We start from the raw sequence: 19,588 nt of genomic DNA, 5'->3' as shown, positions 1-19,588 counted from the left end.
CCACAGTACCTGCAACCGATGGTTGCGCGGCGAAGCGACGTGCCCTAACCTGCAACCATCGGTTGCGAATCGGAAGGACGGCCATGGAGTACGGCACCATCGAGCGCGAGATCCGGGTGGCGGCGCCGCCCGAAGTCGTATACGAGGTGATCACGCGGCCTGAGCACATCGCGGCGTGGTGGGGGTTCGACGCGGAGTTCGCAGGGACCGCGGGAACCCTGAACCGGCCGCGCCGGGACGGGAGCGGGACGGTCGTCGTGCCGGTGTCCGTTGTCGAGGCGCAGCCGCCGCGGCGGTTCGTGTTCCGCTGGGTGCAGCCGGCGGGCGAAACGGCGACGCCGGAGAACTCGTTCCTCGTCACGTTCGAGCTGGTGCCCGCGGACGGCGGCACGCTGCTGAAGCTGACCGAGGCCGGCTTCCGCGAGATCGGGTGGGAGGCGGCGCGGCTCGAGGCGTACTACCGCGACCATACCGCGGGCTGGGACGAACACCTGCCCAACCTGGCGGCATACGCGGCCGGCCTGGTGCGCTCGTGATCGACGACGAGCTGTGGGCCGCCCTCGGCGACCCCACCCGGCGACACCTGCTGGACCTGCTGCTGGCCGACGGGTTCGGCACGGCGACGGGGCTGAGCGAGCACCTGCCGGTGACGCGTCAGGCGGTCGCCAAGCACCTCGCCGTGCTGGAGCGCGCGGAGCTGGTCGTGGCCCGCAAGGACGGGCGTGAGGTCCGGTATGTCGTCAACGAAACGCAGTTCGCCCGCGCCGTCGCGCAGCTGACCTCCGTCGGCGCGGCGTGGGACGCCCGGCTGCGGCGGATCAAGACGATCGCCGAGTCGATCCAGGCTCTGCGTTCGGCCGAAGGAAAGGAATCCCCGTCATGACCCCGGACTACCAGAAGACCGTCTCGGTCAACGCGGCTCCCGACACCGTGTTCGACGCGCTCACGACTCTCGCCGGCCTCGGCGCGTGGTGGACCCGCGTCACGGGATCCGGCGACGCCGGCGGCGAGCTCCGGTTCTTCTTCTCCCATCCGGACCCGTGCGTGATGCGGGTCGACGAAGCCACGCGGCCGAGCGTGGTGCGCTGGACCGTCACCTCGTGCGACTTCCTCCCGGACTGGGTCGGCACGCGGCCGGTTTTCACCATCGTCCCGGTCGACGGCGCGACGGAGATTCGCTTCCGCCACCACGGCCTGACCGCGGAGCTCGATTGCCTCGACATGTGCACCCGCGGCTGGAACCACTTCACCGAAAGCCTGCGCGTCTACGCGGAATCCGGCGTCGGCATGCCGAGCGGCAGCCCGGCCGACCTGGCCCGGCGCAGGTGAGCAACGGAAATTGAGAGGTCCCTCCCGCTCGGCCCCCGTACGCTCGACGACCTCGCGCGGACTGCCGGACCAGCCGCGGGAAGGAAGCCGTGATGAACGCCCCCGAGATCCGCACGGAATCCGGATCGGTGGGGGGCCGCGTCGAGGACGGTCTGGCCGGATTCCGCGGCATCCCGTTCGCGCAGCCGCCGGTGGGGGAGCTGCGGTTCGCCGCGCCGCGGCCGGTGCGGGCGTGGGACGGCGTGCGCGAGGCACTCGCGTTCGGACCGCCGCCACCGCAGTCGCTGCTGCTCGGCCCGCCGTCGAACGCGGTGCCCGGCGACGACTGGCTGACGCTCAACGTCTGGTCGCCGCGCCCCGAGGCGGGCGCTGCGTTGCCGGTGCTGGTCTGGATCCACGGCGGCGCGTTCCAGTTCGGGCACGCGGCCGATCCGGCGTACGACGGCGCGAACCTGGCTCGCGAAGCGGGCGTTGTCCTGGTGACGTTCAACTACCGTGTCGGCGTCGAAGGGTTCGGGCACCTGCGGGGCGCGCACGACAACCGCGGCCTGCTCGATCAGATCGCCGCGCTGGAGTGGGTGCGGGCGAACATCGCCGCGTTCGGGGGTGATCCGGCGCGGGTCACGGTGTCCGGCCAGTCGGCGGGCGGTGGCTCGGTCGCGGCGTTGCTCGCGATGCCCGGCGCGGCCGGGCTGTTCCGGCGGGCCATCGTCCAAAGTGGATCCGGGACGTTCTTCACCCCGCCGCTGGCCGCCGACGTCATGACCGAGATCGCCGCCCGCACGGGGCGCGAGCCGACGGTCGAAGACCTGTGCGGTGTGTCGCCGGCCGAGCTGGTCGCCGCTGCCGACTCGGTGAGCGGCGAGATGCGGGCACACTCCGGACGCTGGGGCGCCGCCGCGCACGCCGCGGTCCCGTTCTCGCCGGTCGTCGACGGCGAGGTGCTGCCCCGCACCCCGGTCGAGGCGCTGGCCGCCGGCGCGGGGCGCGGGATCGAGCTGATCGCCGGCCACACCCGGGACGAGACCCGCCTGTCCCTCGTGCTCGAAGGCCGCCTCGGCACCGTCACCGACAAGGAGGCCGAGGCCGCGCTCCGGGCCCTCGCGCCGGAGCCGGACCGCTACCGCCGGACCTACCCGGACGCGAGCGCCGAGCGCCTGTACGAGCTCGTCACCTCCGACTGGCTGTTCCGCATGCCGAGCCACCGCCTGGCCGAGGCGCAGGTGGCCGGCGGCGGGCGCGCCCACGCGTACGAGCTGGTCTGGGCTGCGCCCGGCCTCGACGGCGAGCTCGGCGCCTGCCACAGCCTCGACGTGCCACTGGTGCTCGGAAACCGCCACGGGAGCCTGTCCGCCCTGCTCCTCGGTGCCGAACCGCCCGCCGAAACCGAAGTGGTTGCCCGGCACTTCGTCACCGCGTGGGCCGCCTTCGCCCACACCGGTGACCCGGGCTGGCCGGCCTACGACACCCGGCGGCGCGCGGCCGCGGTCTTCGACACCGACCTCACGACCACGTCGTACCCGGAGGAAGCGTCCCGCGCGCTGTGGGCCGAGCACGCCTTCGCGCCGCTGCCGCTGCCGGGTCTTGACCGGTGATCCACTCGCCTGCGACTCTCGCGCTCTCGGGGGAGACACAGGAACGGTGGCATGACCGGCAAATGGGGCGGCCTCGCGGCTCTGCTCGCGGGGTTCTTCGTGATCCTGCTCGACACGACCATCGTGGCGGTGGCGAGCCCGGCGATCCAGGCCGAGCTGAAGCCCGGCGTGGCCGGGTTGTTCTGGGTGACGGCCGGCTACCTGCTCGCGTTTTCGGTGCCGCTGCTGGTGTTCGGGCGGCTCGGTGACCGCTTCGACCCCAAGCGCGTGTACCTCTTCGGGATGGCGGGCTTCGGGGTCGCGTCGGCCTTGTGCTCTCTGTCGCCTTCGGTCGGCTGGCTGATCGCGTTCCGGATCCTGCAAGGACTGGCCGCGGCGGCGATGGCGCCCCAGCCGCTCACGTTGATCCGGCGGCTCTTCGCCGAGGACGAACGCGGGCGCGCTCTCGGCGTGTGGGGTTCGGTCGCCGCGGCGGGCACCCTGCTCGGGCCCGTCGCGGGCGGGCTGCTGACCGCGACGCTCGACTGGCGCTGGATCTTCTGGGTCAACGCGCCGCTCTGCGGTGTCGCGCTGCTGCTCGGCCTGCGCCTGATTCCCGGCAGTCCGGGGCGCGCCACGCGGTTGGACGCCCTGGGCGCGGTGGCGAGCACGGCGGGGCTGAGCCTTCTCGTGTGGGCGCTGCTGTCGTGGACTTCGCTGTCCCTGCTCGCACTGGCCTTGTCCGCCGTGCTGCTGGTCTTCTTCTTCCGCCGCGAGCGCGGCCAAGGCAAGGAAGCCCTTGCGCCGCTGGAGCTTTACCGCTTGCCCGGGTATTGCTCGGCCAGCCTGGCGATGGCGGCGCTCGGCGCGACGGTGCTCGCGATGGCCCTGCCAACCATGCTCTACGTGCAGGACGTGCGCGGGTTCGGCCCCGTCGAGGGCGCCGCGGTCCTCGCGCCGGACGCCGTCGTGGCGATGTTCCTGTCCCCCTGGACGGGCCGCTGGGTCGATCGCATCGGTCCGCGCCGGCCGGCGGCGGCCGGGATGGTGTTGCTGACAGCGAGCCTGCTCATCGTGGGCCTGGTGGTCGTGCTGCACCTGAACCCGTGGTGGGTCGCGGCGGGAGCCGCGGTGCTGGGCGCGGCCAACGCCCTGGCCTGGGCGCCGCTGTCGGTCACCGCGATGGCGTCGGTCGCCCCGTCGGCGGCGGGCGCGGCTTCGGGGCTGTTCAACACGGTGCGGCAGGTGGGCGCGGTCGCGGGCGTCGCGGCGACGGGTGCGATCCTCGCCGGGCTGGCCGCCCGGCCCGCGCTGGCGTTCGGCGTCGTGTTCGGCTTGATCACGCTCACCGCCGCCGCGGGCACCGTCGCGGCCCTGCGGCTGCCGAAGACCCTGACCGAGGCCGAGGTGGCTGCCGGAGAGCGGCTTTCGTGAGCGTGGTCGCGGTGTTGACGACTCCGCGCCCGGCGTCGTCCGCGGTGAGGCCGTGGAGGTCGGTCAGGCCGAACAGCGCCTCGGCGCTGATCACGACGGCGAGGTCGCGTTTGAGCTGGGCCAGGGCCGCGGGGGAGAGGTCCTTCAGTTGCGCCGGTGGGGCGAGCGCGTGGTCAATGAGACCGAAGCGCAGACCCGGGCGGGCGATGGCGTCGGCCGGGCGCGTGACGGTGGCCGCCGCTTCTGGTTCACGCGGCCGCCGGCGTCCGGGTTCAGCGTCCGCCGGCGGTAGCAAGTCCGCTCTCATGACGAGAGCGGACTTGCAGGAACCGGCTCACCGGCGCGCGGGCACGGCGTCGGCCGTGGCGGCGTCGGCGCGCTGGGATTCGACGTCGGCCAGCCGCTGCCGCAGCGCGGTGGTCATGAGCTGCCAGGCGTCCGACCCCAGCACGAGGCGGCGCGGCGGGTTCGCCGAAACCGCCGCGCGCACGACGGCGGCGATCGTGTTCTCCTGGCTGTTCGTCATCTCCGACACAGGGATCGGCTCCTGGTCGGCCGGCCCGCCGCGATACGGGGCGCTGACCGGCACGCGGTCGGCGGCGTCGAAGAAGCCGGTGCGGACCATGCCCGGCTCGATCAGCGTGGTGTCGATGCCGAACGGCGCGACCTCCTCGGCCAGCGCCTCGAAGAAACCTTCGATGCCCCATTTCGTGGTGTGGTAGAGCGAAAACGCGGGGAACGCCAGGTGCCCGCCCATGCTCGACAGCTGCAGCAGCCGGCCGGCGCCCTGGGCGCGCAGGTGCGGCACGACCGCGCGGGCGAGCTGGATCGAGCCGGTGAGGTTGGTGGCGATCATGCGGTCGATCTGCGCGTCGGTGAGGTCCTCCGCGGCGGCGAACACGCCGTAGCCCGCGTTGGACACGACCACGTCGATGCGCCCGAACGCGGCGAACGCTTCGTCGACGACGGCGCGCAGTCGCGCAGTGTCCGTGACGTCCAGCGCGCGTACCCACAGGCGTTCGCCGTGGCGGGCGGCGAGGTCGTCGAGCTGCTCCGGGCGGCGCAGGGTGGCAGCGACGCGGTCGCCGCGCGCCAGCACCTGCTCCACGAGCTCGCGGCCCATCCCGCGCGACGCTCCGGTCACGAACCAGATCTTGCTGTTCGATGTGATGTCCATACTGGGGAGAACCCGTTGTGCGGAGCGAAAAATCCATACGAGAGATGAGAGTCCCGGATAGAAGCGATACGGTTTGTGCATGAGTGAGCTGACTGTCGCGGGATTGCGGGTCGTCCGGGAGATCGCGTTGAGCGGATCGTTCACCGCGGCCGCGCGGCTGCTGGGGTACTCGCAGCCGGCGATCTCGCGCCAGGTGGCCGCGATGGAGGCGGCGGCCGGGCAGGCGCTGTTCGTCCGCGAAGGGCGCGGCGTGCGGGTCAGCGCGGCCGGCGCCGTCGTGGTCGAGCACGCGGGGCGGATCCTGGCCGGGATGCGGGCGCTGGAACAGGACCTCGCGGGCCTGGACGACCGGCTCGCCGGCCGCGTCCGGCTGGGCGCCTACCCGTCGGCGACGGCCGTGCTCGTGCCCCGCGTCGTCGCGCGGCTGCGCAGCGAGCACCCGGGCCTGGAGGTGGCGCTGACCGAAGCGGCGACGCCCACGCTGCTGCGACACCTGCGCGCCCGCCGGCTGGACGTGGCCGTGCTCGGCGTCGGCGCCGGGCTGCCGGACTACGACCTGGCCGGCCTCGACCAGGAGGTCGTGTCGGCCGGCGGCCTGTGCGTCGCGGTCCCTTCTGGTCATCGGCTGGCCGGCGTCGACGTGGTCCCCGTGGCCGAGCTCGCGGGCGAGGACTGGATCGCCGGCCCGGGCAGCGGTGACGACCCGCAGTTCCGCGCTTGGCCGACGCTCACCGAGCCCGTGATCGGCCACGCCGTGCGCGGCTGGCCGGCGCGGCTCGGCCTGGTCGCCGCCGGGCTGGGCGTGTGCCTGATGCCCGAGGTCGCCGCCCTGTCCATCCCGGCCGGCGTGGTCACCGTCGGCGTCGACGACCCGAACTGGCCGGGCCGCCGGACGATCGCCGTGTTCCCGCCGACGCGCAGCGCGGAAGCCGGGGCCGTCGTCGCCGCCTTACGCGAGGTAGGCGACGACCTTCGCGCCCGCCGGCTGGGCGACCCGGCCTGAGGTTCGGTGAAATTCGGTTACGGGCTTGATACACCGGTCCTATGGGCTCATAGGAAAAGACAGTGAACACGAAACAAGAACCGATGGCTCCCGCGCGACCGGGCCCTTACGCTCGATCGCATGACCACCAAGAAGCAGGCCGCCGACGCGGTGCTCGAGGCCAAGGTCCGGCTGGGGCTCACCTGGGCCGAAATCGCCGATACCCTCGACGCCCCCTTGGCGTGGACGACGTCGGCGCTGCTCGGGCAGCACCCGGTTCCCGCGGACAGAGCCGCGAAGGCCGTCGCGATCCTGGAGCTGGGCGACGACGTCGCGCAGGCGCTGCAGCTCCAGCCGACGCGCGGCGCGCTCGAGGAGGCCGTGCCGACGGACCCGACCATCTACCGCTTCTACGAGGTCCTGCAGGTGTACGGCCCCACCATCAAGGAACTGATCCACGAGCAGTTCGGTGACGGCATCATGAGCGCCATCAACTTCAAGATCGACGTCGGCCGCCGTGAGGACCCGGGTGGCGAGCGCGTGGTCGTGACGCTCGACGGGAAGTTCCTCAAGTACCAATGGGGCTGAGCGCCGCGCGGACGTGACCGGATCGCCTTGCCCGGCGCGGGCAAGGCGATCCGGCGCCGTGAAGCTACGAAGCCGACCACACGGCGAGCACGTTGCCTTCCGGGTCCCGGAAGTGGAACCGCCGCCCGCCCGGGAAGTCGTAGGCCGGTTCGACGATCGTGCCGCCCGCGGCGACGACGGATGTTTCGCTCGCACCGAGGTCGTCCGAGTACAGGATGCAGAGCGGCCCGCCCGGGGCGACCGCGTCGTCGACGCGGAAGCCGCCGACCTCCGGGTACGCCTCGGCCGGATCGGCCCGGATGCCGGCGTACCCGGGCCCGTAGGCGTTGAATCCCCAGCCGAACGCGTCGCGGTAGAACGCCGTCGCGCGGTCGAGGTCGGTCACGCCGAACTCCGTGTAGTCCAGGCGGTGGTGCGTCGAAGCCATGACGATCCTCCCGATCGGCTCAAGTGGCTTCGCCCATTCTGTTCGCCGCCACCGACAAAAAGCGTCAGGCCGGCCGGTAGGTGAGGAGAACGAGGCTTTCACCGACGGTCCTCGTGGCGACGAGCCGCATCGGTTTCACCCCGCTCGTCTCGCCGAAGAGCCGTTCGCCCGCGCCGACCACGACCGGGTAGGTCATCAGGCGCAGCTCGTCGACGAGGTCCTCCTCGGCCAGCCTGTGCGCCAGCCGGCCGCTGCCGTAGACGACGACGTCGCCGTCCACCTCCTGTTTGAGATTCTGGACTTCCTCGGCCTTCAGGACGGTGGAGTTGGTCCACTCCGGACCGTCGAGGGCCGAGGATGAGACGACGTACTTCGGCAGCTCGCGCAACCGGTCCGCCCAGGCGCCGTCGCGGGACCCCCAGCCCCGCGCGACGAACCACGCGTAGGTGCGCCGCCCCATCAGCAGGGCTGCGGCGCTCACCGCCTCTTCGAACTCGACTTTCGCCCACGCTTCCCGGTCCGCGTCCCCGATGCACGTGAACCAGCTGCCCCGCCCGAGGCCGTCTTCGCCGGTCGGATCCTGGATGACTCCGTCGAGCGAGACGTTCTCACTGATGACGATCTTTCCCATGGCCGTTCTCCCTTGTTCTCGGCTGTCGGGGATACCGACGCCGCGAGATCCGCAAAAGTGGCGCACCGCCCCCTTCGCGCCCCGGCCGGCGTCGAGACAGGATGAGAACGCAGACCGGAGAGAGGTGGCCGATGGAACGGGCGAGGATCGACCTGATCAGCCGGGCGCGGGGCGGCGACGGCGAGGCCTTCCGGGCGCTGACCGAACCGCACCGCCGCGAGCTGCAGGTGCACTGTTACCGGATGCTCGGCTCGTTCCAGGACGCCGAGGACGCGCTGCAGGACGCGCTGCTGTCCGCCTGGCGGGGCCTGGGCGGGTTCGACGGCCGCGCGTCGATCCGCACCTGGCTCTACCGGATCGCCACCAACCGGTGCCTCAGCGCCCTGCGCGCGGCCAAGCGCCGCCCGGCCAAGGAATGGGACATCCCGGGCGTCGAACCGCCGGAACCCACGCGGCTCGGCGAGGTCGTGTGGCTCGAGCCGTACCCCGACGCCCTCCTCGAAGACGCGATCGCCGTGCCGCTCGGCCCGGAAGCCCGTTACGAACAGACCGAGTCGATCTCCCTGGCCTTCGTGACCGCCCTGCAGGCATTGCCGCCGCGTCAGCTGGCCGTGCTGATCCTGCGCGATGTCCTCGGGTTCCCCGCCGCCGAGGTGGCGAGCATGCTGGACACGACCGTCGACTCGGTCAAGAGCGCCCTGAAGCGAGCGCGCGCCGGCCTGCCGCGACGGCGGCCGACCGTCACCGAACCCGCTCCCGCCGCCGGCTCGCCCGCCGAGGACACGCTCGTGGCGAGGTTCGTCAGCGCGTACGAGGCCGCCGACATCGACGCGCTGGTGACGTTGCTGACCGACGACGCGTTCATGTCGATGCCGCCGCTGCCTTTCGAGTACGAAGGTCGCGACGTCGTGGCCCACTTCTGCGCGAGCCTGTTCGGCGCGGGCCGCCGCTTCGACCTCGTGCCGACGCGCGCCAACGGCCAGCCCGCGTTCGGCGCGTACCTGCGCACCCGGGGTGGCGTCCGCCACGGGACCGGCCTCTACGTCCTCACTCTGACGGGCGACCGGATCTGTGCGATGAGCCGCTTCGAGAACAGCGTGTTCCCGGCGTTCGGGCTCCCGCGCTCGCTCCCGGGCCGGTTGGCGGGGCGGCCCTGAGTGGACGGTCACCGTCACCGGCACAGTCATCTGTCTGGCGCTGTGCCGGTCCCGGCCCGGCGACGATGGTCCCCGTCAACCAGGGCGAGCCCGGAAAGCCGGGCCGCCGAACGAACGGAGACCACCCATGCCGACGATCACCACCGACGACGGTGTCGAGATCTTCTTCAAGGACTGGGGCACCGGCTGAACTGCTCGATCCGCGGCTCCAGCTGCGCGATCCGGCGCGGCGAGAACAGCGGCGCGAGCTGCCGCCGGACACGGGAATGGCCCGGGGGATCGAAGTTCGAGAGCACCGGAGTGTTGCGCAGTCCGTTGTGGAGGATGTCCGTGGCTTCCTCGGTGAGACCGGATAGGGGGCCTGGGCGTTGGCCGCGGAGAATGTCGCAGGATCGCCGCGATGTCGGCGTAGCGCGTGACGAGCCAGTGGTCCAGCGACGGGACGTAGTGTACCGGCGCCTGGTCCCGCAGGAGGTTGAGTTCCGGGTAGGGGCTGCTCAGATAGCTCTCGGCCAGCGGGTCGAAATCGTGGGCGACGGGACAACCGGAGGGGCTCGTCATGGGTTCGGGTTCCCTCCGTTGTGGGCGGTCCCGAGGGCGTGGTTTCGCCGTTCGGTCCGCGCGGCGCCGTGGGCGGCTGGAGTCGGTGCCGGGGTGAAACGAGGTTAGGCCGCGTGAGCCATGCCCAGCCAATGCCTGAATCGCCACCTGCCATGCCCCCTCGCACATAGCGGGCCAAATCGTCTACTGTGGACTCCGCCGCTCAGATCGCGTAGTGCCAGCCGGTGAGGGCGTAGGCGCTGAACCAGCAGCCGACGAGGACCACGCCGGCGGTCGCCGCGACGGCGGTGCTCCTGCGGCGACCGGACAGTCCCTGGGCGAGCGGCAGCAGCAGGACGAAGCCGGGCAACAGGAACCGCGCCTTCGCGAACGGGATGCCCGCGGTGCCGGCCACGAGCACCACCATGCCCGCGCCGAAGAGGATCAGTGGCCACCAGCTCGGCCGCTCGCGTAGCCTGAGCAGGAGCAGCACGACCGCGATGATCGCGAGGAACACCACGAAGACGTTCCCGACCTCCATTACCGACCGGCCTTGGACGAGCTGCTGGCCGACGAAGCCGAACGTCTCCGCGCCGGCGTCGAAGCGGGTGTTCCAGCCGTGCCACTCGAGGTCGAACCAGCCGAACAGGCTGCCCGTCTGGTTCGCGACCCACAGCCAGTAGCCGATCAGCCCCACCGGCGCCGCGGCCGCCGCGATCAGCGGCGCCGGCCGCGGTGCCCGGGCGAAGGCGACCACACCGGCGAAGACGACCACCGCCACCAGCACCACCGCCGTCGGCCGCGTCAGCCCGGCGGCGACGCAGCAGAGCGCCGCGAGCGCCCACCGCTTCTCGACGAGCCCGACGAGCGCCCACGCCACGAACGCCGTGAACAGGGCTTCGGTGTAGACCATCGAGAGCGTGATCGACAGCGGCGCGCCCGCCCACAGCGCCACGAGCAGCAGCCCGGTCCGCTCCTGCCCGGCCCTTTTGCCCAGACGGTAGACGCCCAGCGCCGCCACGATCCCCGCGATGAGGCTGATCAGCAGCCCCGCAGTGGTGCTGCCGAGCCCTGTGCCGGTCGCCAGCGCGTGCATGAGGAACGGGTACAACGGGAAGAACGCCAGCGGCGTGTGCGGGGCGAAGTTCCCGGCGGCGTCGACGAGCCCGTGGGTGATCCCGCCGTAGCCGTCGTCCGCGATCGCCAGGTACCACTGCCCGTCCCACGCGGTGAGCCGGTCGAGCAACGGCTGCCCGGTACTCGACGCGAACAACGCCAGCACCACCACCCCGACCACCCGCACCGCGAGATACACCCCGGCGGCGCGCAGATAACCGAGACGCGCCGAGGCCACGGTGGGAGTCGAGGCCGGGGCCGGGGTGGGGGTGGACAACAACGTGGTCATGGCGGGTTTCCGTTCAGGGGCAGCGCGCGGTCGGCGCTGTTGGGCCGGCTCGGCGGTCATGGGGCAGCCGGGAATGGCGGGCGAGTGGGAGGTCTTGGTGGAGGCCGACGTGCTCGGGCTGGAGGTGGCTGGTTTCGACGGGCCGAGGCGTTCGGCGTGAGGTTCGGCCGGCGAGGCGGTCACGGGGTGCTGGTCGGCGACAGGCCGTCGTCGGTCGGCGAGAAGCCGGGGCTTGCGGGTGCGTGGGAGGTCGTCGAGACGGGCGCGGTGCCCGGTGGGGGCGGGGTGTGGGTGGTGCCCGTGACGGTGGGGGTCGTCGTGGAGGTGGCCGGGGGCAGGGGTGGCGCGGCGGGGCCCAGGTGCTCGGCGGGCTGCGCGCGCAGGAGCAGGGGGACGAGTACGAGGGTCGCGGTGGCCAGGGCGCTGCCGGAGATGGCCAGGCCGCGGCGGACGGCGCGGTGGCGGCGGCCCCGGCGCAGCACCGTGGAGAGGGTGGCGTCGAAGTCGCCTGCGCCGGAACCGTCGGGGCCGGCCAGGTGGATGAGGGCGCGTGCCTGGTCTTCGTTCATCGCTCGCTCTCCTCGGGGAACGGGTCGCGGAAGCCCAGAGGGTCGAGCGCGCGTTTGAGCGCGGCGAGGCCGCGGGCGGACTGGCTTTTCACGGTGCCTTCGCTGCACCCGAGGGCGGTGGCTGTCTCGCCGACGCTGAGGTCGTTCCAGAAGCGCAGCACGAGCACAGCCCGCTGCCGCGGCGGCACCTGCGCCAGCGCCGCGCGCACGGCGAGGCGGCCGGCGTGGTCGGTTTCGGGCAGGGCAGTGGTGTCGGGTGGGGCGGCCGAGGTCAGTTCCAGCTGCCGCCACTTGCGCCGGTTCTCCCGCACGAACGTGCGCACGAGCACGGTGCGCGCGTAGGCGTCCAGGCCGCCCTGGCGCACCAGGCGGGGCCAGATCACGTAGAGCTTGACGAGAGTGGTCTGCACCAGGTCGTCGGCGCGGTGCCATTCGCCGCTGAGCACGTAGGCGGTGGTCCGCAGCGCCGAGGCACGACTGTGCACGAAGGCGGTGTAATCCGCCTCCCAGTCCCGGTGACCCACTCGCTGCTCCTCGCTCGGACCGCCGTTCAGCAGCCCTCACTCCACAAAGGCCATGGACAGGCCCCGCGGTTGCACGCGAATCGGGTGACGCACGTCACTGCCGCGAACACAGCAGAACGCCCGTGACCGGATCAGCCCGGTCACGGGCGTGGCGGACGAAAAGTCGTCCGGCGTCGACTGTTACGCCGGGACCGACCAGCGCTGGTCGGGGCCGCCGGAGCAGGTCCAGATCTGCAGCTTGGTGCCGTTGGCCGTCGAGCCGTCCTTCACGTCCAGGCACTTGCCGCTGCCCGCGTTGACCAGCGAGCCGTTCGCGCCGGTCGACCACTTCTGGTTGGGGGCGCCGAAGCAGTCCCAGAGCTGGACCACGGCGCCGTCGGCGGTGCCGTTGCCGGTGACGTCGAGGCACTTGCCGCCGAGGCCGGAGATCGGGCCGGTGCGGCCGGCAGGCGGGGGACTGGTGGTGCCGCCGCCGCTGCCGGGCCAGGTGAACGTGGCCATCGAGCCACCGGGCAGCTGGTAGCCGAACGACTGGCCGCCGAAGGAGACCTGGAAGTTCTGCGTGCCACCGGTGTTGAGCGCGACGAGCACGATCGTGCCGTCCGGGTTGCGGAACGCGACGTTCTCGACGCCGCCCTCGCCGTAACCCGTCGAGTCGATCCGCACGGCGCCGGGCTGCACGAACTTGCTCAGGTGGCCGAGCACGTAGTACTCGGCGTTGTAGGTGACGTTGCCACCGCTGACGGTCACGACACCGTTGCAGTTGCCGCAGCTGCCGATCACCGGGCCGTGGTTGTTGTCGAGCGCCATGTTCCACAGTGCGACGGTGCGCGCGTAGTTGCGCGTGGCGCCGATCGTGAGGTTCATGCCCTGCCACCGCAACGTGTCGGCGAAGGTGTTCGCGACGTTGTCGGAGTCGTGGCCGGAGCATTCGGTGAAGAAGATGTCCTTGTGCTGGTCGCCGTACACCTTGGACTGGGCCGACGGATCACCGCCGTAGCAGTGCCACGCCGAGCCGGCCACGTTGTCGCCGGCCTGGTTGTTCACCTGCTCGGCGAAGTCCGTGACGTCCCAGTTGTGGTCGTAGCCCAGGATCTTCGCCGGCAGGCCCGCCGCGCGCAGCTTCGGCGCGAGGGTGTTGATGATGTTCGCCTGCTGGGCGGGCTCCATGTACATGCTGGGGTAGCCGGGTGCGGAGAACCGCGGCTCGTTCTGCACGCTCAGGTAGTCGATCGGCACCCCCGCCGCCCCGTAGGCCTGCGCGAACTTCACCAGGTAGTCGGCGAAAACCCCGTTCTGGTCGCTGCGCAGCGAGCCGCCGATGAGGTTGTTGTTGTCCTTCATCCACGCCGGCCCGCTCCACGGCGTGGCCATGACCGACAGCTTCGGGTTCAGGCTCTTGGCCTGCTTGACCAGCGGCAGGATGGAGGAGTTGTCGTGCGCCACGGAAAACCGCGAGAGACTTGGGTCCGCAGCGCCGTCGTCGTAGGTGTAGAAGCTGCGCGAGAAGTCCGACGCGCCGATGGGCTGGCGCAGGAAACTCAATCCGATTCCGCCGGACGTGGTGAACAGCGAGTTCATGATCTCGTCACGCCGCGGCGAGTTGGTGATGTTCCCCGCGGCCGAGTCGGTGAACGACGCGCCGAAGCCCACCATCGACTGGTAGGTGGTGGTGGGGTTCACCGTGATCACCGGTCCGCTTCCACCGGAGCCGAACGACACGTTTCCCTGCTGCTTCAACAGGTTCGTGCGGTCGGGGGAGGTGAGCCACACGCTCGCGGTGGTGGCCGCGTGCGCGACCGGCGCGGGCGCGGCGAGGTAGGCGCCGGCGCTCGCGGTGGCGACGACGGCCGCGGCCGTGATCCGCCAGCGCGCGCGAGCCGATCTCGGCCGGGTTGCTGTGCCTGACATTCCGCTCCTCGGTGGGATCAGGAGCACGCTCGCGGGGAGCGGCTCGTCTCCTGCCACAGTGGCGGCTGTCCGGCAGATTTCAGTGGCGCCTCGAGGCGAGGCGGGCGCCGGTCGGAGTTTCCCGGCCGGCAGCCCGGCAATGGTAAATTTCCATTACGAACGGTGTCAAGGCGCCGATCGACCGTTCCTCACGCGGCGGTGAGGAACGTCATCGGTCCGATCATGGAATTCCGCGGAAAGCGCCCGGAGAATCGGTAAGGACGTCCGCGACCTGGTCGGCCGCGGACAGGAACGCCGAATGCGCCGTGGTGAGCCCGAAAACCCTGGTGGGATTACCGGGGAACGCCGCATCGGCCTGGCTGACGAACAACGTCTGCAGCTCGACGGGAATGGTGCGGTCCTGCGTGCACAGGATGTACGTGCGGGGAACCGAACCCCAGCCCGACCCGGTGAGAGTGGTGCTCTCCACCACCATCGCCACGGGCGCGTCGCAGCTGAGCAGTGCGATCGCGGCCGCCGCTTTCCGTTCCTCGACGTCACCGTAGAACGCCTCGCGGATGGCCGTTTGGACCTCGGGGTCGGGGTTGCCGGGGTCGATCCGCAACGCGCCCGTGCTTTCGGGATCGCCGACCAGCAGCGCCATGAACCGGTTGCTCCGCCCTTCCGGCAGCGACGGGTAGACCAGGCACGGCGTGTCCGAGGCCGGCATGTACGCCGCGAGGTAGTACAGGTGCGCGAAGAGTTCAGGTTCGCGCTCCGCCGCCCTGGTCAGCACCGCGCCGCCCATGCTGTGGGAGACCACGGGAAGCCGCCGCCCGCCACCGATCGCCTCGATCCGGCCGATCAGCAGGTCGGCCGCGGCGTCGAGGCCGATCCCGGCGACCGGCGACGGCTCGGTGGCGAACGCGTCGGCGTCGAAGGGCCGGCGCGTGGCCGAGCCCGGTGCCACGGCGTGCAGTCCGTGCGCGGCCAGGTCCACCGCCACGGCCGCGCGTCCCCGTGCGGCGAGCTCGGCGATCACTTCCGTCCAGGCCCACGAGCCGTGGTAGAAGCCGTTCACCAGAACGATCGGGGCGTCCGCCGCCGTATTTTCCTTCACAACCGCACGATTGTGCACGGGACCGGCCGCCGAAACCACGCGTGATCGAGTCAGTTTCTGTCGCGGTCGGATCACGTGTCGACGCTGGTGCCGGGCGGTACGAACGCCGGTGAAGCTGTTGTACAGTCATGCCTATTGACGACCATCCCGCGTGCGGCTGAACCGGAGCTCACTCTGGCCCGCCGAAGTGGCCGCACCCGCGCGCGAAGACGCACACGCGGTTCACCGCCGAGCAGGCTCGGCCGGCCGATGCCCGAAACCACCGTCTTCGACCACGTCGGGCTCGCCCACGGCGGCGTGAGCGGGTCAGTCCGCGGAGACCGTGCGCCGCTGGTGCTCCGCGACGTCCATGAACACGCGCTTGAACGCGGCGTAGGACTCGCGGCCTACGCGGCGGGCGTGGCGGTCCTGCATGCTCGCCATGATGCGGTCGGCCGTGCGCATCTGGTCGAGGCCGCGTTCGGTCGGGCAGACGAGCTTGGCCCGGCGGTCGCCGGGGTCGGGCCGGCGGAACACGTAGCCCAGCGCCTCCAGCTCGTCCACGAGCAGGCCGATCGCCTGTTTGGCCTGGCCGGAGAGCCGCGCGAGCTCGGTCGCGCGCAGACCACCCGGATCGAGGTAGGCCAGTACCACCCCGTGCCGGGGGTGCAGATCGTCGAAACCCTGGGCGACGAGCTTCGCGAAGAGTTCGCGTTGAACGGCGAACAGGAGCCTCGCTGACAGCACCCCGAGGTCCGGATTCGTCGAGTTCCGCTCCGCCCGGGTAACCACTCACCGCCTCCTTCGCCCCGTGCGGCCGCCGAACGCCGCCGCGGGATGGCCGATCATAAACGTTCGACCTGGACCGGCTCCGGGCGGCGCGCCGCTGGACGGTCGGCCGAGGACGGTGCCGAGCCGGGCCAGGTTGATCCGATCTCGGCGAAAATTGATCTTTTCATGCGTAGTCGAGCCTCTTTGGGAGGCGAATGCTGGACCGTATGGACGACATGCACTTCGACCTGGTGGTCATCGGCTTCGGCAAGGGCGGCAAGACGCTGGCCGCGGCGTTGGGGAAGCTCGGCAAGCGCGTCGCGATGATCGAGCAGTCCGCGGCGATGTACGGCGGCACCTGCATCAACATCGGCTGCGTGCCCACCAAGTCGCTCGTCCACCACGCCGAGCACCCCGGAGCCGGCACTCCGCCCGAGCGCCACCGCAGGGCGGTCGAGGCCACGCGCGCGCTCACCACGGCCATGCGGGGCAAGAACTTCGCCATGCTCGACACGATCGACACCGTCACCGTGATCACCGGCAAGGCGACGTTCCTCGACCCCAAGACTGTGCGGGTCGCCGCCGGGGAGGACGTCCTGCGCGTCACGGCGGAGACGATCGTGATCAACACCGGCGCCGTGCCTACGGTCCCGGCAATCCCAGGCCTGCGCGAGAGCACCCGGCTGCTGACCAGCACCGACCTGATCGACCTCGACCACCTGCCCCAGCGCCTCGCGATCCTCGGCGGCGGGTACGTCGGTGTGGAGTTCGCCTCGACGTACGCGCAGTTCGGCAGCGCGGTCACGGTGGTCGACGCCGCGCCGCGGATCATGCCCCGCGAGGACGAGGACATCGCCGCGGCGGCCACCGGCATCCTGCGCGGGGCCGGCGTCGAGTTCGTCTCCGACGCCCACGTGACCGGCGTCCGTGACATCGACAACGGCGTGGAGATCACCTACGAGATCGACGGCGAGCCGCACACGCTCGCGGCCGACGACGTGCTGGCCGCGACCGGCCGCACACCCGCCACCGAGGGTCTGGGGCTCGCCCGCGCGGGCGTGCGCACCACCGCGACCGGTGCCGTCGAGGTCGACGAGCACCTGCGCACCAGCCAGCCGCACATCTTCGCGATCGGCGACGTCAACGGCGGCCCGCAGTTCACCTACATCTCGCTCGACGACTATCGCATCGTGGCCGACCAGCTCCTCGGCGGCGGCAAGCGGTCCACAAAGGACCGGAAGTTCATCCCGTACACGGTGTTCATGAGCCCGGCGCTCTCGCGCGTGGGCCTCACCGAACGCGACGCCGTGGAGCGCGGGCTGCCGGTGAAGGTCGTGGAGAAGGCCGTGGCCGACATCGCCGCCATGCCGCGGTCGAAGATCGTGGGCGAGACGCGCGGCGTGATGAAGTTCGTCCTCGACCGCGAAACCGACCTGATCGTGGGCGCGACGCTGCTGGGCGTCGACTCGCAGGAGCTGATCAACCTCGTCACGCTCGCGATGCGCCACGACGTGACCGCGACCGAGCTGCGCGACTCCGTCTACACGCACCCCTCGTCGTCGGAGGCGTTCAACGAGGTGCTCGGCATGCCGCCGGTCCGGACGCACTGAGCCGGGCGGTCGGCATGCGTCCTCTTCGGACAGCGGCGCCGGGGTGATCCGGTTCGGCTCGGATTTGATCCGTTCGCGCATGGCGGGGTCCTGCCCGCTGCGTGATGATCAAGACGCGCACCGGCACCACTGGCGAAGGGCGAGACCGTGACCGCACCCAGGCTTCCCGAAGGGGTCGGGCTGACCGCCCTGATCGCGTCCTACGCTCGGGCACAGGAGTCCCGCCGCCGGGATCGGCTGTTCGCCGACTCGCTGGCGGAGCAGTTCGTCGCGCGCGTGCTCGACGTCGACGTCTCCACAGCCGCTCTGCCGCCGCTGGGCCCGGCCCGGGAAGAGCACCCGTCGGAGTTCTGGAAGGGCCTGTCCGGCCTGTTCGCGGGCCGGACGGGCTTCTACGACCGCTACCTCACCGAGCGCCTGGCCGCGGGCTGCCGGCAGGTCGTGCTGCTCGGCGCCGGGCTCGACAGCCGGGCGTACCGGCTCGCCTTCCCCGCCGACACGGTGGTCTATGAGCTCGACTCGGCGCAGGTGCTGGCGTTCAAGGAACGCCTGGTGGCCGAAGTCGGCGCCGAGCCGGCCGTGAAGCGGGTGGCCGTGGCGGCCGACCTGCGCGAGGACTGGCGGCGCGAGCTGCTCGCCGCCGGGTTCGACGCGGGCGTGCCCACGGCCTGGATGGCCGAGGGCCTGCTCATGTACTTCGAGCCGGACCAGGCCGACGCGTTCCTCGGCGAGATCGGCGGCCTGTCCGCGGCGGGCAGCACGCTCGCGGGCGAGTACCTCAACCGGCGGACCCGGATGAGCGACATCCCCACCCCCGAGGAAGGCGACCGCGCCATGGCGGAGGTCTTCGTGTCCGTCGACCGCGGCGGGCCTGCGGCGTGGCCCCCGGCCGCGTGGCTCGCCACTCGGGGCTGGACCGGCGACGGTCCCGATCTCGTCGAGGAGTTCGTCTCGTCCGGACGAGGTGTGCCGGTGCTGTTCGACCCGCGCAAGGAAGACCCGCTGCGGCTGCACCTGTTCGCGGCTACGCGGAACGCGTGAATCACCGGTGCGGGTGCTTGCACTGCCGGGATGAACCCGGCCGGCGCCCTTCCGCCCGCGGAGCGATTCCGTTCCGGGCGGGCGGCGCGGTCGTGAGCCCGTTCTTCGCGGGGATGCCGGCGGATCTGGTGGCCGGCATCCCTCGAAAGCGGGACGGCGCGCCACTACCCGCGCGGTGAGGTCATCTTCCACACCGGAGAACACGCGGGCTTCGGTTACCTCGTCGTGGCGGGGAAGGTCGCGATGGGACGGACGACCCCCACCGGCCGCGAACGGCTCATGACGCTGTTCCTGCCCGGCGACCCGTTCGGCATCACCAGCAATTCCCTGCCGGACCGGCACGACGTCATCGAGGACATCGTCGCCAAGGGGGACCGCGTGTGGGCGGTGTGGTCGCTGAAGGCCATTCACCGGTGAGCTCTACGGCTTTCCCGCGACGGGGAACAAGATCGATATCACGGGAGATGGCAATCTGGTGGTTCGAGGACGGGCTCGTCGCCGAGCACTGGTACTTCGTCGACGACTTCGCGTTGCTGCGGCAGCTGGGCGCGCTCCCGGAGTTCACCGACTACGCCGAGCTGACCCGCGGCCGCCGGCGCACCGCGGCGAAGGCACTCACCGGTTTGCCCGGGGCCAGCGACAGGATGATGCCGCCCAGGGCCGCGACCTCCGCGAAGATCACCGACAGCACCGTCGCGCGCGGGCAGCGAGTCGCTTTCGCGCGTGATGGCGGCGGACCTGCGCGGTACCGGCGTGAACGGCACGCGCCCGTCGAGCTGGAACGCGTGCGTCAGCCGGCGGTCGAGGTCGTCGAGCTGAGGTGAATCCACCGGATCAGCC

21 protein-coding genes and 1 pseudogene are annotated in these 19,588 nt (G+C 71.4%); 12 read left to right on the top strand and 10 right to left on the bottom strand.

Annotation, left to right across the window (positions count from 1 at the left end; genetic code table 11):
* The first annotated feature begins 83 nt into the window (after window positions 1-83).
* The 6 genes from ABZU76_RS26900 to ABZU76_RS26875 all read left to right on the top strand — a co-directional run bounded on the left by ABZU76_RS26900 (window position 84) and on the right by ABZU76_RS26875 (window position 4,629).
* The gene (locus tag ABZU76_RS26900) at window positions 84-536 is read left to right on the top strand and encodes an SRPBCC domain-containing protein (protein WP_354874259.1); all 453 of its coding nucleotides are present in this window, start codon (window positions 84-86) and stop codon (window positions 534-536) included.
* Window positions 533-883, top strand: coding sequence for a metalloregulator ArsR/SmtB family transcription factor (locus tag ABZU76_RS26895; protein WP_354874257.1), 351 nt, complete (start codon window positions 533-535; stop codon window positions 881-883). The genes ABZU76_RS26900 and ABZU76_RS26895 overlap by 4 nt, the downstream gene beginning before the upstream one ends.
* On the top strand, window positions 880-1,329 hold the full coding sequence (locus tag ABZU76_RS26890) for an SRPBCC domain-containing protein (RefSeq protein ID WP_354874255.1): 450 nt from the start codon (window positions 880-882) through the stop codon (window positions 1,327-1,329). Before ABZU76_RS26895 ends, ABZU76_RS26890 begins: the two co-directional genes overlap by 4 nt.
* 92 nt (window positions 1,330-1,421) lie before the next feature.
* Window positions 1,422-2,924 (top strand): carboxylesterase family protein, encoded by a 1,503-nt coding sequence (locus ABZU76_RS26885; protein ID WP_354874253.1) that lies wholly within the window; start codon window positions 1,422-1,424, stop codon window positions 2,922-2,924.
* A 51-nt stretch (window positions 2,925-2,975) separates the two neighbouring features.
* Window positions 2,976-4,337: an MFS transporter gene (locus ABZU76_RS26880; protein ID WP_354874251.1), complete on the top strand. Its 1,362-nt coding sequence runs from the start codon at window positions 2,976-2,978 to the stop codon at window positions 4,335-4,337.
* Between the two features lie 52 nt (window positions 4,338-4,389).
* Window positions 4,390-4,629, top strand: coding sequence for a hypothetical protein (locus ABZU76_RS26875; RefSeq protein WP_354874249.1), 240 nt, complete (start codon window positions 4,390-4,392; stop codon window positions 4,627-4,629).
* Window positions 4,630-4,671: 42 nt separating this feature from the next.
* Here the strand turns inward: ABZU76_RS26875 and ABZU76_RS26870 are convergent, their stop codons facing one another.
* Window positions 4,672-5,514 carry an SDR family oxidoreductase gene (locus ABZU76_RS26870; RefSeq protein ID WP_354874247.1) on the bottom strand — a complete coding sequence of 281 codons (843 nt, stop codon included), beginning with the start codon at window positions 5,512-5,514 and terminating at the stop codon, window positions 4,672-4,674.
* A gap of 79 nt (window positions 5,515-5,593) precedes the next feature.
* On the opposite strand from ABZU76_RS26870, the gene ABZU76_RS26865 reads away from it, so the two are divergent.
* Window positions 5,594-6,517 (top strand): LysR substrate-binding domain-containing protein, encoded by a 924-nt coding sequence (locus ABZU76_RS26865; protein WP_354874245.1) that lies wholly within the window; start codon window positions 5,594-5,596, stop codon window positions 6,515-6,517.
* Window positions 6,518-6,637: 120 nt separating this feature from the next.
* Window positions 6,638-7,084, top strand: coding sequence for a cyanase (gene cynS, locus ABZU76_RS26860; protein WP_354874243.1), 447 nt, complete (start codon window positions 6,638-6,640; stop codon window positions 7,082-7,084).
* Between the two features lie 64 nt (window positions 7,085-7,148).
* Here cynS and ABZU76_RS26855 read toward each other — a convergent pair whose 3' ends face one another.
* Complete coding sequence (locus ABZU76_RS26855) at window positions 7,149-7,511, bottom strand: VOC family protein (RefSeq protein WP_354874241.1); 363 nt, start codon at window positions 7,509-7,511, stop codon at window positions 7,149-7,151.
* Window positions 7,512-7,575: 64 nt separating this feature from the next.
* Window positions 7,576-8,142: a dihydrofolate reductase family protein gene (locus ABZU76_RS26850; protein WP_354874240.1), complete on the bottom strand. Its 567-nt coding sequence runs from the start codon at window positions 8,140-8,142 to the stop codon at window positions 7,576-7,578.
* Window positions 8,143-8,273: 131 nt separating this feature from the next.
* On the opposite strand from ABZU76_RS26850, the gene ABZU76_RS26845 reads away from it, so the two are divergent.
* On the top strand, window positions 8,274-9,299 hold the full coding sequence (locus ABZU76_RS26845; RefSeq protein ID WP_354874238.1) for a sigma-70 family RNA polymerase sigma factor: 1,026 nt from the start codon (window positions 8,274-8,276) through the stop codon (window positions 9,297-9,299).
* A gap of 763 nt (window positions 9,300-10,062) precedes the next feature.
* Here ABZU76_RS26845 and ABZU76_RS26840 read toward each other — a convergent pair.
* From ABZU76_RS26840 to ABZU76_RS26815, 6 genes are all read right to left on the bottom strand, one after another.
* Entirely contained in the window at window positions 10,063-11,244 is a 1,182-nt protein-coding gene (locus tag ABZU76_RS26840; RefSeq protein ID WP_354874236.1) for a hypothetical protein, read from the bottom strand.
* A 179-nt stretch (window positions 11,245-11,423) separates the two neighbouring features.
* Complete coding sequence (locus ABZU76_RS26835) at window positions 11,424-11,813, bottom strand: hypothetical protein (RefSeq protein WP_354874234.1); 390 nt, start codon at window positions 11,811-11,813, stop codon at window positions 11,424-11,426.
* The gene (locus tag ABZU76_RS26830; protein ID WP_354874232.1) at window positions 11,810-12,337 is read right to left on the bottom strand and encodes a SigE family RNA polymerase sigma factor; all 528 of its coding nucleotides are present in this window, start codon (window positions 12,335-12,337) and stop codon (window positions 11,810-11,812) included. Before ABZU76_RS26830 ends, ABZU76_RS26835 begins: the two co-directional genes overlap by 4 nt.
* Window positions 12,338-12,517: 180 nt before the next feature.
* Window positions 12,518-14,248 (bottom strand): ricin-type beta-trefoil lectin domain protein, encoded by a 1,731-nt coding sequence (locus ABZU76_RS26825; RefSeq protein ID WP_354874230.1) that lies wholly within the window; start codon window positions 14,246-14,248, stop codon window positions 12,518-12,520.
* A gap of 220 nt (window positions 14,249-14,468) precedes the next feature.
* Complete coding sequence (locus ABZU76_RS26820) at window positions 14,469-15,347, bottom strand: alpha/beta fold hydrolase (RefSeq protein ID WP_354874228.1); 879 nt, start codon at window positions 15,345-15,347, stop codon at window positions 14,469-14,471.
* A gap of 306 nt (window positions 15,348-15,653) precedes the next feature.
* Window positions 15,654-16,118, bottom strand: coding sequence for a MarR family transcriptional regulator (locus tag ABZU76_RS26815; RefSeq protein WP_220239549.1), 465 nt, complete (start codon window positions 16,116-16,118; stop codon window positions 15,654-15,656).
* Window positions 16,119-16,324: 206 nt separating this feature from the next.
* On the opposite strand from ABZU76_RS26815, the gene ABZU76_RS26810 reads away from it, so the two are divergent.
* The 3 genes from ABZU76_RS26810 to ABZU76_RS26800 all read left to right on the top strand — a co-directional run bounded on the left by ABZU76_RS26810 (window position 16,325) and on the right by ABZU76_RS26800 (window position 19,165).
* A complete protein-coding gene (locus tag ABZU76_RS26810; RefSeq protein ID WP_354874226.1) occupies window positions 16,325-17,707 on the top strand; it encodes an FAD-dependent oxidoreductase in 1,383 nt (460 codons plus the stop codon).
* A gap of 147 nt (window positions 17,708-17,854) precedes the next feature.
* The gene (locus tag ABZU76_RS26805; protein WP_354874224.1) at window positions 17,855-18,748 is read left to right on the top strand and encodes an SAM-dependent methyltransferase; all 894 of its coding nucleotides are present in this window, start codon (window positions 17,855-17,857) and stop codon (window positions 18,746-18,748) included.
* Between the two features lie 123 nt (window positions 18,749-18,871).
* Window positions 18,872-19,165, top strand: coding sequence for a cyclic nucleotide-binding domain-containing protein (locus ABZU76_RS26800; RefSeq protein ID WP_354874703.1), 294 nt, complete (start codon window positions 18,872-18,874; stop codon window positions 19,163-19,165).
* 190 nt (window positions 19,166-19,355) lie between these two features.
* Here ABZU76_RS26800 and ABZU76_RS26795 read toward each other — a convergent pair.
* Window positions 19,356-19,475: pseudogene (locus ABZU76_RS26795) on the bottom strand (metal ABC transporter permease); the annotation flags it as partial.
* Between the last annotated feature and the right edge of the window lie 113 nt (window positions 19,476-19,588).

The sequence above is a fragment of the Amycolatopsis sp. NPDC005232 genome, assembly GCF_040607795.1.
In the GTDB taxonomy this organism is placed as follows: domain Bacteria; phylum Actinomycetota; class Actinomycetes; order Mycobacteriales; family Pseudonocardiaceae; genus Amycolatopsis.
This window is presented reverse-complemented; position numbering and strand designations above follow the sequence as displayed.